Source organism: Xanthomonas sp. WHRI 8393 (genome assembly GCF_040203315.1).
Taxonomy (GTDB): Bacteria; Pseudomonadota; Gammaproteobacteria; order Xanthomonadales; family Xanthomonadaceae; genus Xanthomonas; species Xanthomonas arboricola.
Genome location: NZ_JBEGGL010000002.1, coordinates 755,094 through 769,933, shown reverse-complemented (window position 1 = coordinate 769,933; position 14,840 = coordinate 755,094). Strand labels below are relative to the sequence as shown.

The 14,840-nt window shown below is 66.8% G+C and carries 12 protein-coding genes; 5 read left to right on the top strand and 7 right to left on the bottom strand.

What is annotated here, in order from left to right; genetic code table 11:
* Nucleotides 1-141: 141 nt before the first annotated feature.
* Nucleotides 142-1,644, top strand: coding sequence for a S10 family peptidase (locus ABQ137_RS09415; RefSeq protein WP_349782157.1), 1,503 nt, complete (start codon nt 142-144; stop codon nt 1,642-1,644).
* A 254-nt stretch (nt 1,645-1,898) separates the two neighbouring features.
* Here ABQ137_RS09415 and ABQ137_RS09410 read toward each other — a convergent pair whose 3' ends face one another.
* The 3 genes from ABQ137_RS09410 to ABQ137_RS09400 all read right to left on the bottom strand — a co-directional run bounded on the left by ABQ137_RS09410 (nt 1,899) and on the right by ABQ137_RS09400 (nt 4,545).
* Nucleotides 1,899-2,660 carry a YdcF family protein gene (locus ABQ137_RS09410; protein WP_349782155.1) on the bottom strand — a complete coding sequence of 254 codons (762 nt, stop codon included), beginning with the start codon at nt 2,658-2,660 and terminating at the stop codon, nt 1,899-1,901.
* Nucleotides 2,661-2,781: 121 nt separating this feature from the next.
* Complete coding sequence (locus ABQ137_RS09405) at nt 2,782-3,909, bottom strand: inorganic phosphate transporter (protein WP_024939559.1); 1,128 nt, start codon at nt 3,907-3,909, stop codon at nt 2,782-2,784.
* A 9-nt stretch (nt 3,910-3,918) separates the two neighbouring features.
* The gene (locus ABQ137_RS09400; protein WP_016902066.1) at nt 3,919-4,545 is read right to left on the bottom strand and encodes a DUF47 domain-containing protein; all 627 of its coding nucleotides are present in this window, start codon (nt 4,543-4,545) and stop codon (nt 3,919-3,921) included.
* A gap of 274 nt (nt 4,546-4,819) precedes the next feature.
* Here ABQ137_RS09400 and ABQ137_RS09395 point away from each other — a divergent pair, with 274 nt between their 5' ends.
* Both ABQ137_RS09395 and ABQ137_RS09390 read left to right on the top strand, forming a co-directional pair.
* The gene (locus tag ABQ137_RS09395) at nt 4,820-6,160 is read left to right on the top strand and encodes a hemolysin family protein (protein ID WP_016902067.1); all 1,341 of its coding nucleotides are present in this window, start codon (nt 4,820-4,822) and stop codon (nt 6,158-6,160) included.
* Nucleotides 6,144-6,815, top strand: a complete 672-nt coding sequence (locus ABQ137_RS09390) for an exopolysaccharide biosynthesis protein (protein ID WP_184614305.1) — start codon at nt 6,144-6,146, stop codon at nt 6,813-6,815. The genes ABQ137_RS09395 and ABQ137_RS09390 overlap by 17 nt, the downstream gene beginning before the upstream one ends.
* A gap of 31 nt (nt 6,816-6,846) precedes the next feature.
* Here ABQ137_RS09390 and ABQ137_RS09385 read toward each other — a convergent pair whose 3' ends face one another.
* Nucleotides 6,847-7,347 carry a pyridoxamine 5'-phosphate oxidase family protein gene (locus tag ABQ137_RS09385; RefSeq protein ID WP_016902069.1) on the bottom strand — a complete coding sequence of 167 codons (501 nt, stop codon included), beginning with the start codon at nt 7,345-7,347 and terminating at the stop codon, nt 6,847-6,849.
* A gap of 60 nt (nt 7,348-7,407) precedes the next feature.
* Nucleotides 7,408-8,409 carry an LLM class flavin-dependent oxidoreductase gene (locus tag ABQ137_RS09380; protein WP_039527837.1) on the bottom strand — a complete coding sequence of 334 codons (1,002 nt, stop codon included), beginning with the start codon at nt 8,407-8,409 and terminating at the stop codon, nt 7,408-7,410.
* Nucleotides 8,410-8,776: 367 nt separating this feature from the next.
* Between ABQ137_RS09380 and ABQ137_RS09375 the strand changes: the two genes are divergently transcribed.
* Complete coding sequence (locus ABQ137_RS09375) at nt 8,777-10,186, top strand: MFS transporter (RefSeq protein ID WP_349782152.1); 1,410 nt, start codon at nt 8,777-8,779, stop codon at nt 10,184-10,186.
* Nucleotides 10,187-10,218: 32 nt separating this feature from the next.
* On the opposite strand, the gene ABQ137_RS09370 is transcribed toward ABQ137_RS09375, so the two are convergent.
* Nucleotides 10,219-11,916: an ATP-binding cassette domain-containing protein gene (locus ABQ137_RS09370; protein WP_349782150.1), complete on the bottom strand. Its 1,698-nt coding sequence runs from the start codon at nt 11,914-11,916 to the stop codon at nt 10,219-10,221.
* A gap of 111 nt (nt 11,917-12,027) precedes the next feature.
* A complete protein-coding gene (locus tag ABQ137_RS09365) occupies nt 12,028-13,089 on the bottom strand; it encodes a phosphoenolpyruvate carboxykinase (ATP) (RefSeq protein WP_349782148.1) in 1,062 nt (353 codons plus the stop codon).
* A 156-nt stretch (nt 13,090-13,245) separates the two neighbouring features.
* On the opposite strand from ABQ137_RS09365, the gene ABQ137_RS09360 reads away from it, so the two are divergent.
* Nucleotides 13,246-14,799, top strand: a complete 1,554-nt coding sequence (locus tag ABQ137_RS09360; RefSeq protein ID WP_349782146.1) for a B12-binding domain-containing radical SAM protein — start codon at nt 13,246-13,248, stop codon at nt 14,797-14,799.
* Nucleotides 14,800-14,840: the final 41 nt, after the last annotated feature.

Here is a 14,840-nt window from a genome sequence, read left to right as displayed (position 1 = left end):
GACGGCTGCCTGCAGTGGCACATGCTGCTTCTAGCCAGGCAGGCCACGTCGGCCAACGCGACACACATGCCTTTGTGCACATCCATCCGACGCCATCGGCGGCCTAGCATCGTCGCTCCCCTGCCGAACCTTCCGATGCTCATGCCCTGCTTCCTCCGTGCCAGCCTGCTGGCCTGCGCCCTGCTCAGCGGAACCGCGCTGGCCGACGCGCCCGACAAGAACGCTGCAAAAACCGACACCAAATCCGATGCCGCGGCCGCCGAACCCGCGCCACTGCCGGCCGATGCCAGCGTGCGGCAAAGCACCCGCGTGGGCGGGCGCACGCTGAGTTACACCGCAACCGTCGGCACGCTGCCGGTGCGCGATGCGCAGGGCAAGACCACCGGCGAGGTGGTGTTCACCGCCTACACCGTCGATGGCAAGGACCGCCCGGTGACCTTCGCGCTGAATGGCGGCCCCGGTGCGTCGTCGGTGTATCTGAACATGGGCGCGATCGGACCCAAGGTGGTCGGTTTCGGCGCCGAAGGCGACAGCGCCTCCGCGCCGGCGGCGCTGCGCGATAACCCCGGCACCTGGCTGGACTTCACCGACCTGGTGTTCATCGACCCGGTCGGCACCGGCTTCAGCCGCGCCCTGATCGGCGACGACGAGGCCAAAAAACAGTTCTACAACCCGCAGGCCGACGTGGAATATCTCTCGCGTGTGGTCTACGACTGGCTGCTGAAGAACCGCCGCCTGCAGGCACGCAAGTACCTGGTCGGCGAAAGCTACGGCGGCTTCCGCGGCCCGCGCATCACCCAGTACCTGCAGACCCGGTTGGGCGTGGCGATGAACGGCGTGGTGCTGGTGTCGCCGTATCTCAATCCCACCCTCGACGACAACAGCGATGTGTCGCCGCTGGCCTGGATGATGACGCTGCCCTCGATCGCCGCCGCACACCTGGAACGCCAGGGCCAGCTCAGCGACACGGCGATGCGCCAGGTGATCGATTACACCCGCGGCGACTACGCGGTGGCGCTGATGAGGGGCCGCACCGACCCGCAGGCGACCGAGGCGATGCTGCAGCAGGTCACCCGCATGACCGGGCTGGACGCGACCTATGTGCGCCGCTCCGGCGGGCGCCTGGAGACCCAGGCGTATCTGCGCGAAGTGTTCCGCGACAAGGGCGAGCTGGGCAGCCGCTACGACGCCAACGTGACCGCGTTCGACCCCTTCCCCAACGATCCCGAGCAGCGCGCCAACGACCCGCTGCTGGACAGCATCATCGCGCCGACCACCACCGCGATGGTGGACTTCGTCACCCGCGTGGTTGGCTGGAAGGTCGATGCGCGTTATCAGGCGCTCAATTACGACGTCAACACGCTATGGGACTGGAACGACGAACTGCGCAAGGGCGCGGTCACCCAGCTGCGCCAGTCGGTGGCGATCGACCCCAAGCTACGTGTGTTGATCGCGCATGGCTGGAACGACCTCTCCTGCCCGTTCATGGGCTCGGTGCTGACGGTGGACCAGATGCCGACGATGGGCAGCGACCCCAAGCGCGTACAGGTGCGCGAATATCCCGGCGGCCACATGTTCTACAACCGCACCGACAGCCAGGCCGCATTCCGCAACGACGTCAAGACGATGTACGAAACCCGCTGAGCACCACCATCGCCGGCCGCACACGCGGCGGGCGATGCATCACGCCAGCGGCAACTAAACGCGCAACCAGCCACGCTGCCACCAAGCAGCGCAATCACCCTCCCGACCGCCGCGCACACGCATTGCACCGCCAATCCGAAGGGGCACCAGGCGCCGCTGAATCAAATCAGCCGCACATACCAAGCAGCGCACCAGCTGCTACGAATCCCGAATCTCGAATCTCGAATCCCGATTCCCCATTCCCCATTCCCCATTCACAACGCCCCAGCCCGAACAGCCTCCACATTCCACCCCAGCCACTCGTAAACGCGATAGCGCGCAATGCCCAGGTACTCGTGCAAGGCGACATCGGCCACGGTGAAGTTGTAGCTCTGCGGCAACCACGCCCAGGACGCGGTCAACCAGTCCGAGCGCACCGGCGTGGCGTCGATGCCGAAGTGGCGGAAGTACAGCTCGGCACGCCGCAGATGCGTGGCCGAGGACACCAGCACCACCCGCTCGGGGCGGTACTGGCGCAGCAACGGCTGGCTGAACTGCGCGTTCTGCCAGGTGTTCATGCTGGACGGCTCCATGATCAGATCGGCCTGCGCGATGCCCAGCCCGATCAGCACCTTTCGATACACCACCGCCTCGGACAGCCCCAGCCCGCGCGCGTCGCCGCCGCTGATCTCGATCTTGCAGTCGCCGCCATGCGCACGGCACTGCCGGTACAGCCGCGCCGACTCGACGATGCGGCCGTAGGCGAACATGTTGGCCTCGGCGGTGGCGTCGGGGCCATCCGGCCGCACCGTGCCCGCGCCCAGCAGCACGATGATGTTGCGCGCGCGCCAGTCGTTGAAATCGTTGACGCCGGTCTGCTGCAGCCCGTGCAGCATCCAGCTCGCCAACGGGCCGCAGCCCACCAGCAGCAGCAACGCCAATGTGGCCGCTGCCAGCGCACGCGCACTGCGCAGCCAGCGCCGGCGGCCGATCAGCCAGGACAGCAAGAACAGCACGCACACCAGCGCAAGCATCATCGGCGCGTTTCCTCAGGCAGGACGCGTTGGCACATCAGGGTCGAATGGGACGGCCTGCAACAGGGCACGCCGCGGTTGACGTGCATGCTCGCCCATCGAGGTGACCACAGCGCGACATCGCTCAGGTCCAGCCGAACCATTCGAAGCAGCGCAGGATCAGATACGCCACTCCGCCTGCGGCCGGGATGGTCAGGATCCAGGCCCAGACGATGCGCTCGATCACACCCAGCCGCAGCGAGCGCGGGTTCTTGGCAAAGCCCACGCCCATGATCGCGGTGGAAATGCTGTGCGTGGTCGACACCGGCATGCCGAAGTGCGCGGCCACGGTCAGCACGGTGGCCGAGCTGGTTTCTGCGGCAAAACCGTGGATGGGATGCAGCTTGACCATCTTGTGGCCGAGGGTCTTGATGATCTTCCAGCCGCCCGAGGCGGTGCCGGCGGCCATCACCACTGCACAGGTCAGCACGATCCACATCGGAATGCCGGCACCCGCGGCCAGGCCGGTGCCCGGATGCAGGAACGACAGCCAGCTCGGCAGATCGTCCAGCGCACCGGCCGACTGCGCGCCGATCAGGGTCATCGCGATGATGCCCATGGTCTTCTGCGCGTCGTTATGGCCGTGGGCATAGCCCATGTAGGCGGCCGAAGCGATCTGCGCCTTGCCGAAGAACGCATTGACCCAGCGCGGACGCGCCAGCCGCCCGATCGGCCCGCCCAGCCGGGCCATGCCGGCGATGATCGCCCACAGCAACAGCATCACCACGATGCCGAGCAGGAAGCCGGCGATCGGCGAGGTGATCATCGGCACGAACACCTTCCACAACAGGCCCTTGTTCTTGGCCCAGTTGCCGATGTTCTCCGACCAGATCAAGGCGTTCCAGTTGTTGTGCGCGGCGGCCAGGCCGGCGCCGCACAGCCCGCCGATCAAGGCGTGCGAGGACGACGACGGCAGGCCCTTCCACCAGGTGATCAGGTTCCAGATGATGCCGCCCAGCAGCGCGCACAGGATCACCTGCGGGGTGACTTCGACCACCTCGGTGTTGAGCAGGCCGGAGGCGATCGTCAATGCCACTGCGGTGCCGGTGAGCGCGCCGATCAGGTTCATGCCGGCGGCCAGCATCACCGCCCAGCCCGGCGACAGCACCTTGGTGGCGACCACGGTGGCGATGGAGTTGGCGGTGTCGTGGAAGCCGTTGATGAACTCGAACACCAACGCCGCCAGGATCACCACCAGAACTAGGGTAAGCACGCGGCGACCTCAGCTGTTCTTCAATACGATCTGGTACACCACCACCCCTGCCTCGCGGCAACGGTCGATGGCCTTCTCCAGAATCTCGAAGAATTCCTTGAGCAGGAACATCTGCAGCGTGTCCAGGCGACCGGAATAGATGTCGCGATACAGCTCGAGCATCAGCCGGTCGGCCTCGTTTTCCAGCATGCGCAGCTTGTCGTTGAGCGCGGTCATGCGATCGATGTTCATCTGCGGCAGGTCGGCCACCATCTCCACCACCACCGCGGCGGCCTGTTCCAGCATCGCCGCGCGCGGGGCAAAGTCGATGTGCTCCAGATGCTTGGTGGCCAGCGAGTAGCGGTCGGCGAATTTCTCGACCTGCTTGGGAATCTTGTACAGCGCCGAGCCCAGCGCTTCGATGTCCTCGCGCTCGATCGGGGTCATGAAGCTGTCCACCAGCGCCTGGCCGATCTTGTCCGAGGCGGCGCGTTCGCGCAGGCGGGCCAGCTTGAAGGCGTCCAGCGCTGGTTGGCGGTCGGACGTGCGCATCATGGCGTGCAAGGCCTTGGTGCTGTCGTAGGCGGCCTGCGCCGCTTCGTTCAGAAGCGCATAGAACTGCTTGCCGGAGCCGAAGATGGTCTGCAACGAGAACATGGGTGGAAAACTTCCTGCCGTCGAGGGAGAGACGGACGCCAAGCGCGAATTATGACCGTTCCATGACCTGTCTGGGTATCTCGGCGGCGCAGGCGGCCTTCACATCGGCATTTCCCGGCTCGAACCACCCTGTGGTTTGCTAACATGCTCCCGCGCCCTCGGGTGCACCCTATGGAAGACGACCCTATATTCCCCCGTTGCCGCCCCGCCCCCGTGCGCGCCGGCCAACCCAGTGCTCGCCCGCCCTCCCCTTCACTGACCGGGGAAGACGCCCGTGGTTGAGTTTCTGATCGTCATCGCGCTGATCCTGTTGAACGGCTTCTTCGCGATGTCGGAAATGTCCCTGATGACCTCGCGCAAGAGCCGGCTGAAGCAGATGGCCGGCTCCAGCAAGCGCGCCGCCCGCGCCCTGGCGCTGGCCGAAAGCCCGGAAAACTTCCTGTCCACGGTGCAGATCGGCATCACCCTGATCGGCATCCTGACCGGCGTGTTCGGTGGCGAGGCGATCGGCGAGGCCATCAGCAGCTGGCTGCAGGGGCTGTTCCCGGCGCTGTCGGCCTCGTTCGAGCTGGTCGGCAAGCCGCGCCCGTATTCGGTGGTGATCGGCAGCACGCTGGCGGTGGCCCTGATCACCTTCCTGACGCTGATCTTCGGCGAGCTGGTGCCCAAGCGGCTGGCGCTGCGCAACTCCGAGGACATCGCCGGGGTGGTGGCGGTGCCGATGGCGTGGCTGGCAAAGATCGCCGCGCCCGGCGTGTGGGTGCTGGCGCGCTCGACCCGGCTGGTGCTGCGCATGCTCGGCATGGGCAAGGACGAATCGGCATCGGTGACCGAAGAGGAGATCCGCATGCTGGTGGCCGAAAGCCACGAGGCCGGCGTGATCGATGCGCACGAGCGCGACATGATGAACCGCGTAATGCGGCTGGGCGACCGCACCGCCGACAGCCTGATGACGCCCCGCAACCGCATCGCCTGGCTGGATGCCAATGCCGAGCCGGAACGCAATCTGCTGGTGATGCGCGAACACGAATTCTCGCGTTATCCGGTCTACCGCGGCAGCGACCAGGACATCGCCGGCGTGCTGGAGGTCAAGTCGCTGGTCACGCGCATGGACGGACACGGCGCGCAGCTGTTCCAGGCGCTGCGCGACACCTTGTTCGTGTCTGAATCCACGCATGCGATGAAGCTGCTGGAGATCTTCCGCGAAGAACAGCAGTCGATGGCGCTGGTGGTGGACGAATACGGCGAAATCCGCGGGCTGGTGACCATCAGCGACCTGATGGGCGCGGTGGTCGGCCGCCTGCAGGCGGTGGAAAACACCGACGAGGATGCGCTGGTGGTCACGCGCGCCGACGGCTCGCTGCTGATCGACGGCTCGCTGCCGGTGGAGGAACTGCGCGAAGTGCTGGGCGCCGAACTGCCGGAAGCTGATGAAGGCGACTACCACACGCTCGCCGGCCTGTGCATTTACTACTTCGGGCGCATTCCGCAGGCGGGCGAATTCTTCGATTGGGCCGGCTGGCGCATCGAGATCGTCGATCTGGATGGCGCACGCGTGGACAAGCTGCTGCTGAGCCGCGTCAGCGACGAGGGCAGCGATGACATCGTCGGATAACCGCGTACCGCCATCGGATGGAGCGGACGGCGCGCAGATGCGCTATCGCAGCGAAGGCATCCGTAGCCTGCTGGCGGCCTTCAGCGAGGGCGATCCGGAGCATGTGCTGCGGGTGCGCGAGATCCTGGCCGATCTGCAGCAGAGCGCATTCGGGGTGTTCCTGTTCCTGGCGATCCTGCCGTCGTTCATTCCGATTCCCGGCCTGGCCGGCGGCATCAGTGGCCCGCTGACGGTATTGATCGGGCTGCAGATGATGTGCTGCCTGCGCAAGCCGTGGGTGCCGCGTTTCATCGGCGATCGCGGGCCCCGCCGCAGTACCAGCCAGCGTTTCGTCGCGCGGCTTGCGCCGACGCTGCAACGCCTGGACCGGCTGCTCAAGCCGCGCCTGCACGGCATGCTGGACCGGATGCCGGCGCAGATGGTCACCGGCGTGCTGCTGGTGCTGGTCGGCATCCTGTTGACGCTGCCGATTCCGTTCACCAACTACATCTTCGGGCTGATCCTGCTGCTGTTTGCGCTGGCCCTGCTCGAGCGCGACGGCGCATTGCTGCTGGTGGGCTGGGCCGCTGCGCTGATCTCGGTGGCGGTGTTCGGCGTCACCTCGGACCAGTTGCTGGACCTGATCCGCGGTTGGTGGCCGGCCGCCTGGCGCTGAGCACGCGACGGCCGGCGCACCTTGAGCGCAGTTACTTCAGATCGACCACGCGGTTGTCCGACAGGCTGCCGGTATCGTCGGTCACGGCCGTCATCACGAAGTACAGCGCCTTGCCGAGCAGCCCGCTCGGGCCATCCCAGTACTCGGCCGACTCGGCGCGCACATGGATCAGGCGCAGGTTGGGGTCGTCCTTGCCACCGGGGAAGAACACCTTCATCGCCGGCGACCACAGCTGTTCGATCTTGGCGCGGTCATCGACCACGCGTGCGGTACCGGCGACCGAGACGTAGCTGTTCTTCGAGGCCGAGGCATAGGCCACGTTGACGCGCGGATCGGCGGCGATTTCAGCCACCTTCGGGCTGTCGGCGGCGGTGGCGAACCACAGGTCGCCATCGAATTCGACTTCCTGCGTCCCCAACGGCCGGCTCACCAACTTGCCGTCGGCCGACACGGTCGTGAACATCGCGATGTCCACGCCGCGGATCAATTCCGCCAACTGCTTGATGCTCTCGCTGCGTTCCTGAAATTGCATGCTGGTGTTCCCAATGGAGGTGCATGCATCTGAGCGGATCGCCGCGCAAAGCGACGTGAATCACGCAGGAGTCACGTCCAGCTCGCGGCAGGCCATGGCGGCGATTTCGAACGAACGCAAACGCGCGGCATGGTCGTAGATGTTGGCGGTGAACAGCAGTTCGTCCGGGGTGTGGCGCTCGATGAACTCGGCCACGCCCCGCGCGATCTGCTCGGCATCGCCCAGCACCGTGCATGCCAACGCACGCTCCACGCCGGCACGCTCGTGCGGCTGCCAGAAGCTGTCGATATCGTCGATCGGCGCGGGAATCTTGCCCGGCTTGCCGCGGCGCAGGTTGACGAAGCTCTGCTGCTGGGTGGTGAACAGGCGGCGTGCCTGCGCTTCGGTCTCTGCAGCCACCACATTCAAGGCCAGCATCACGTGCGGCTTGGCCAACTGCGCGGACGGACGGAACTCGCGGCGGTAGATCGCCACCGCCTCGTCCATCGCATCGGGCGCAAAATGCGAGGCGAACGCGAACGACAAGCCCATCGCCGCGGCCAGCCGCGCACTGAACAGGCTGGAACCCAGCAGCCACACCGGCACGTCGAGACCGCCCCCCGGCACTGCCTGCACCAGTTGCCCCGGCACCACCGGCGCGAAGTAGCGCAGCAACTCGGCCACGTCCTGCGGGAAATGGTCGGCGCTGTCGAAATAGCGGCGCAGGGCGCGCGCGGTCGGCTGGTCGGTGCCGGGCGCGCGGCCCAGGCCCAGGTCGATGCGCTGCGGATACAGCGAGGCCAGCGTGCCGAACTGTTCGGCCACCTGCAGCGGCGCATGGTTGGGCAGCATGATGCCGCCGGCGCCGACGCGGATGGTCTTGGTGCCACCGGCGACATGGCCGATCAGCACCGCGGTGGCGGCGCTGGCGATGCCCGGCATGTTGTGGTGCTCGGCCAGCCAGTAACGCTGGTAGCCCCAGCGCTCGGCGTGCTGGGCCAGATCGAGCATGTTGGCGAAGGCGTGGGTGGTGTCGCTGCCTTCGCAGACCGGCGCCAGGTCGAGCACGGAAATGGGCGTCATCGGATGACTCCGGGGAATGAATGATGTGCAAGAGATGGGGCTGGCCAGGCGGCTTTGCCACCTGCCCAGGTGGCGCTGGGGGGATTACAGCATTCCAGTGGTCAAACAACGTGAGGATCTGCAGCTGGCCACTCCCCCGCTCCGTGCCCAGGCCCGCGCCTCGTTGCACAGGCGCTGCAACGCAGGCGCGGCAATGGCGTGCAAGCCATGCATGCGCCCCGGAGAGCGGGCCTTCGGGCCATGCGCGATGGCTGTTGATGTCTGGCGCTCGCCGGATCGCCTGCGAATGCAGTTGCCTGACCGCGAAGCGCGGGCGCCGGGTGACAGGGCTGCTGGCTATGATGGACACCGCACTGGCAGCGCCTGCATGACGATGGCTTCGACCGCTCCGCTCGACCCCGCTTCCGCCACCCTGCACATCGCCGCGCGGATCGACCGGCTGCCGGCCAGCGCCACGCTGTGGCGGCTGGTCGGCCTGCTCGCGCTGGGTGGATTTTTCGAGTTGTACGACCTGTTCCAGACCGCCTACATCAGCCCGGGGCTGATCCGCGACGGCATCTTCGCCAGCGCTGCCGATGGCGCGTTCGGCATGTCCGACCAGGCCGCGTTCGCGGCGGCGACGTTTCTGGGCCTGTTCGTCGGCGCGGCCCTGCTGAGTCCGTTCGCCGACCGCTTCGGGCGCCGTCCGGTGTTCACCTTCGCCCTGATCTGGTACACCGCCGCGACCGTGGCGATGGGCCTGCAGCACACCGCCACCGGGGTCATCGTGCTGCGCTTGGTGGTCGGGATCGGCCTGGGCATCGAGCTGGTCACCATCGACACCTATCTGTCCGAGCTGGTGCCGCGGCATATGCGCAGTGCGGCATTCGCGTTTGCATTCTTCGTGCAGTTTCTGGCGGTGCCTGCGGTGGCGCTGACTGCCTGGCTGCTGGTGCCGCATGCACCGCTGGGGGTGAGCGGCTGGCGCTGGGTGGTGCTGCTGAGCGGGGTATTTGCGCTTGCGATCTGGTGGCTGCGTAGCCGGTTGCCGGAATCCGCCCGCTGGCTGGCGGCGCAGGGACGTCATGCCGAAGCCGATGCGGTCTTGACCCAGCTCGAAACGCGCTGCGTGCGCGATCTGGGTGCGCCCCTGGCCGCACCGCAGCCGGTTGCCCCCTCGCCGGCCGGCGACATGCAGACCGCAATGCTGTGGCGTGCGCCGTATTGCGGGCGCATCGGCATGCTGGTGGTATTCCATATCTTTCAGGCGATCGGCTTCTTCGGCTTCGGCAACTGGTTGCCGGCACTGATCTCGGCGCAAGGCACCGGCGTGACCAGGAGCCTGGGGTATTCCTTTGCGATCTCGCTGGCCTACCCGCTGGCGCCGCTGCTGTTGCTGCGCTTTGCGCAGCGCTGGGAGAACAAATGGCAGATCACCGCATCGGCCCTGGGCGCGGTGCTGTTCGGCGTGCTGTTTTCGCTGCAGCATCAGGCGATCGGCATGGTGCTGTGCGGGGCGATGATCGCGTTCTGCAATGCCTGGATGAGCTTTGCCTATCACGGCTATCAGGCCGAGCTGTTCCCCACCGGCTTGCGCGCGCGGGCGGTGGGCATTTGCTATTCCTTCAGCCGCCTTTCCACGGCGGTGAGCAGCGTGCTGATCGGTTGGCTGCTCGCCCAGGTCGGCAGCCATGGCGTGCTGGCCTTTATCGTGATCAGCATGTCGATCGTGGCCGGGGTGATTGCGCTATTGGGCCCGCGCACGCGCAATCGGGCGCTGGAAGAGATTGCCGGCTGATCGCGGCGCCGACGCGAGCACGCCACGTGACATCACGCGTCTGAGCGTGCAACCGCATCGGCACGGGTAGCGGTCTGCGCCGCCACTGCAATGCCCAAGACAACCGTGCGATCGGCCACTGCGGCCAGGCTGGTGCGATGCGAGACCACCACCAGCACGGTCTGCCGCAGGCGTTGCCGCAGCATGCACAACACCTGCTGTTCGGCCTCGGCATCCAGTGCGCTGGTGGCCTCGTCCAGCACCGCCAGGGTCGGCTTGCGCAACAGCACCTGCGCCAGCAGCAGGCGCTGCGCTTCGCCACCGGACAGGCGCCCATCCGGGCCGTTGATCGGGGTATCCAATCCCTGCCCGGCGCGCTGCAGACGCGCGCCCAGGCCGACGTCGGCCAGCACCTGCCACATGCGTGCATCGCTGGTGCCGGGCAATGCCCAGTCCAGACAGGCGCGGACCGTGCGCTGCCACGGCCGCACCCCCTGACCGAGGTAGGCGCCATGCCGCACCAGGGCGCGATACGCGGCGAAATCCAGCCGGCGCCCGGCCATGTGCGCGGTGAACTGCGCAGGCGTGGTCTGACCCGAGAGCACGTCCATCAGACTGCTCTTGCCGATGCCGGAGGGACCGACGACCAAGGTCAGTTCGCCGGGCAGCAACAGCAGCGGATCGAGAGCGAGCCTGGGCAACGGCGGTGCCAGGCCGATGTGTTCGAGATGCAGGGCGGCCGGCAACGGTTGTGCCGGTGCGGCCGACGCCGGCGGACGCGTCGTGCCCAGCGCCACATAGCGCCGCCACAGCTGCAACGCCGGCCAGGCCGAGCGCAGCTGCTGCACGCTCTGCCGGGTGCTGACCAGATACGGCAGCAGGCGCCCGAGCAGCAGGCTGACGGTGATCAACGCAGCGCGGTCCGCGCCCTGCCACAGGTTGGCCAGCACCAGGATGCCGGCGATCGCAGCCACTGCGGTGGCCTCGAGCATCAGCCGGCTGCCCGCCACCAGCGCCTGCTGCTGCGCATAGCCCTGCCCCAGCCGAGCCGAAATGCGCTCGTAGTGGCGGGTTTCCAGCGCTTCGCGCTGGAACGAACGCACATGCCGCAGGCGACGCGGGAAATCTTCGCTCAACCAGAACAGCTGCGTCATGTCGGCCACGTAATCGCGGCTGATGCGCGCCTGGGTGTCGCTGCTGGAGATGCGCAAGCCCAGCCACGCCAGTGCCAGCAGCAGCGGCGTCGCCATCAGCAACGCGGGGGCGATCATGACCGCGATGCAGATGCTCACCAAAGCTGTCATGCCGGCCACCAGCAGCTGCAAGGCCGCACTGAAGCCCTGGGTGGCGATCTCGATGTTGTAGGTCAGCACATTGGCGATTTCCGCCGAGCTGGCACCGGACAGGGCCGGCAGCGGCGTATCGATCAACGCCGCATGCACGCGCTGCCGCAACCCGATCGCGTAGCGGCTGGTCAGCCGTGCGGCCAGCCGTGCGCCATGCCAGCGCAGTGCGGCAAACACCAGGCTGACACCGGCAAACAGCGCCACCTGCATCGCCAGACCATCCGCTGAAGCCAGCGCGTAGCCGGCCAGGCGGACGGCATGACCAGGCTGCACCAGCGGCACCAGGCTGACCGCGACCAGGCTGCCGGCCAGTGCGGCCAGCAGCGACAAGCCCACGTAGAGCGCGATGGTCGACACATCCGCCGGCACCAGCGTGCCGACGAAATCGCGCCATAGCGTGCGCATGGGCTTGCGATCTGCAGCCGCGAGTATCTCAGTCACGCCTGACGCTCACTGTGGGATACGGCATGGCGTCGGCTTGAAAGAGGACGCGCTGCTGCCGCGCTGCCGGCGCGCTCACCGCAACACCTGCAGCAGCGCATCCAGCGCGGCCTGCGGATGCGCCCCGCGGCGCAGGGTGAACATGCCGATGCGCTGTACCTGTTGGACAAAGCGCTGCCAGCCCGGTTGCCCGGCCGCATACGGTTGATCATTTGCCAGGCAAGCGGCGATGCGTTCGGCGGGCATCGCCAGCAATGGCTGCGCGGGATCGCTCGCCGGCATTGCCGACAGCATCACCACCGCACACAGTTGCAAGGGCGCGCGCGCCAGCTGCGCACGGCCGTGACGGATGTCGATCTCGAACTTTTCCACGCCGCTGCGGCGACGGATGGTTGGCGAGGCGCTGATCCACGCGCGGGTGTCCGCATCGACCAGGCCCAGCGCGTCGGCGCGCAGATGCAGGAAGTTGGCAACGCCGGTGGTGAGCAGACTCTCCGGCGCCACGAACACGCCGTCTTCGGCGATGAAGTCCAGGCCATGCAGCAGGCTGTGCAGCGCCAGGGTCGATTTGCCGGCACCACTGGCGCCGAGCAACAGCACACAGCGTCCCTGGCGCCCCACGCAGGCGCCATGCAACGGCACCAGGCCCATGCCGCGTGCCGCCAGCAGGAACACCGAAAATTCGATCAGCTCATAACGCACGTGATAGGCGTGGGCGAGCATGTCGTCGGAAACCACCAGCATGGCGCGTCGCGCGGGCACCGACAGCATCAGGTAATTGCAGGCATCCATGACGCCGCACAGCAAGCCGCCGCTGGCATGGGTGCGCACCGGTGGCGGCTGTGCGCTCGAAGCCGCGTGACCACGCGCCACCAGATCCAGCGTGATATGGAATTCCGACGCACCCGGCAGGCGATGCGCGGGCAGGCCGGCGTAGGCCAGGTCCACCAATGCCAGCAGCGCCTCGCTGTCGCTTTCGAAGTGGAACAGTGCGCCGAGGATCTGCCGGCGCACGCACTGCCGACGCGGCCGATGTTCGCCGAACGGATCTGCTGCCACTGCCACCGCATCCGGCGCACCAGTGCGTGCGTCATCGCCCACCGGCATCAATTGCGCCAACGCAGCCGACTGCGGCATGCCTTTCCATCCATTGCATCGATCAGCCGGTGTGTGCCGAACGGCAACGGAAAGGTTGCCGCATCGACATCGGCACGCGTGCCCCATGCACGCCAACGACGGCATGCCGATCGGCGCAACCAAAGCCACCTGCATCCGCACCTACTGCCGAGCCGAATGCCGGTGCCTGCGCACGCCGCCGCTGCGCGCACCTGGCGACAGAACGAGAGCCTTGTGCAGATGCTAAAGATCCAGGTCAGTCATTCGTATTTCCTGCGTTACGACCTTAAGCAATGGGAGCGCGGCAAGCCGTACCCACCGCTGGCGACGCTGCAGGTTGCCGCGTTATTGCGCGAGCGCGGCCATGCGCTGAGCCTGTTCGACGCGATGCTGGCCGACGATGTGCAGGACTACACCGGTGCCTTGCAGCAGGCGCAGCCGGATCTGGTGGTGTTCTACGAAGACAACTTCAACTTCCTCACCAAGATGTGCCTGAGCCGCATGCGCGAAGCGGCTTGCCAGATGATTGGGCAAGCGCGCGCGGCCGGCTGCCGCGTGCTGGTCGCCGGCTCCGATGCATCCGACAACCCGGATGTGTTTCTGGCTGCCGGCGCGCACGCGGTGTTGATCGGCGAAGGCATTGCACCACTGCTCGAACTGGTGGCGCGCGTCGAACAAGATCCCATCATCGATACAGACGCCTGGCTCGCGGGCGTTGCACGTATCGCCGTCAGCTCATCTGCTGCAGCACACGTGCATCGTGGCGCACAACCGCCGGACGCGCGCCTGAGCGGCCTGACGGCCTGGGACCTGGTCGACATGCCGCGCTATCAGCGGTTCTGGCGGCAACGGCACGGCTATTTCAGCCTCAACATGGCCGCCTCGCGCGGTTGTCCGTTCCGCTGCAACTGGTGCGCCAAACCGATCTGGGGCAATCACTACAAGCGCCGCGATGCGGAAGACGTGGCTGCCGAGATGATCCATCTCAAGCGCAGCTTCCAGCCCGATCACCTCTGGATGGCCGATGACATCTTCGGCTTCCATATCGATTGGGTGGAAACCTTTGCGCAGCGCCTGAGCGATGCCGATGGCGCGATCCCGTTCACCATCCAGACCCGCGCCGACCTGGCCAGCGAGCGCATGGCTGCCGCGCTGGCGCGCGCCGGCTGCGCCGAGGCCTGGCTGGGTGCCGAAAGCGGCAGCCAGCGCATCCTGGACAAAATGACCAAGGGCACCGAGGTTGGCGAGGTGATCGCCGCACGCCGGCGCCTGGGCGCGCACGGAATCCGCGTGGGCTTCTTCATTCAACTCGGCTACCTGGGCGAAGAACTCGAAGACATCCTGGCCACGCGCGCACTGGTGACGCAGGCCAACCCGGACATCATCGGCGTCAGCGTGTCCTACCCGCTGCCCGGCACCAAGTTCTACGAAGAGGTGAAAAACCAGCTGGGCGGCAAGACCCATTGGCAGGACAGCGACGACCTGGCGATGATGTTCCATGGTGCGTACGACTCGGAGTTCTACCGCAGCGTGCGCGATCTGCTGCATACGCAGGTGGACCTGCAACAGGCGCGCGCCACGCTGGGCGCCGATGCGTTTGCACAGGCCTCGGACACGCTGGAAGCGCGCTGGTCCGCCTTGATCGCCAGCGAACGGCAACATCGCACCGCGCCGCTTGCCGGCGCTGCCGAACGCCAACCGCGCCAGTTGGCCAGCGTGCTGGTCGGCTGACGCGCAACCCGCCGACCTCACTTCCCGACATCACGTTGCCT

What these genes read in the sequence shown, in the direction of transcription:
- ABQ137_RS09400 (WP_016902066.1), bottom strand. Translation starts at nt 4,545, where the DNA reads ATGTTCTCGTTGCAGACCATCTTCGGCTCCGGCAAGCAGTTCTATGCG.
- ABQ137_RS09370 (WP_349782150.1), bottom strand. Translation starts at nt 11,916, where the DNA reads ATGCGCACGCTATGGCGCGATTTCGTCGGCACGCTGGTGCCGGCGGAT.
- ABQ137_RS09375 (WP_349782152.1), top strand. Translation starts at nt 8,777, where the DNA reads ATGACGATGGCTTCGACCGCTCCGCTCGACCCCGCTTCCGCCACCCTG.
- ABQ137_RS09390 (WP_184614305.1), top strand. Translation starts at nt 6,144, where the DNA reads ATGACATCGTCGGATAACCGCGTACCGCCATCGGATGGAGCGGACGGC.
- ABQ137_RS09415 (WP_349782157.1), top strand. Translation starts at nt 142, where the DNA reads ATGCCCTGCTTCCTCCGTGCCAGCCTGCTGGCCTGCGCCCTGCTCAGC.
- ABQ137_RS09360 (WP_349782146.1), top strand. Translation starts at nt 13,246, where the DNA reads ATGCCGGTGCCTGCGCACGCCGCCGCTGCGCGCACCTGGCGACAGAAC.
- ABQ137_RS09365 (WP_349782148.1), bottom strand. Translation starts at nt 13,089, where the DNA reads ATGCCGCAGTCGGCTGCGTTGGCGCAATTGATGCCGGTGGGCGATGAC.
- ABQ137_RS09410 (WP_349782155.1), bottom strand. Translation starts at nt 2,660, where the DNA reads ATGATGCTTGCGCTGGTGTGCGTGCTGTTCTTGCTGTCCTGGCTGATC.
- ABQ137_RS09385 (WP_016902069.1), bottom strand. Translation starts at nt 7,347, where the DNA reads ATGCAATTTCAGGAACGCAGCGAGAGCATCAAGCAGTTGGCGGAATTG.
- ABQ137_RS09380 (WP_039527837.1), bottom strand. Translation starts at nt 8,409, where the DNA reads ATGACGCCCATTTCCGTGCTCGACCTGGCGCCGGTCTGCGAAGGCAGC.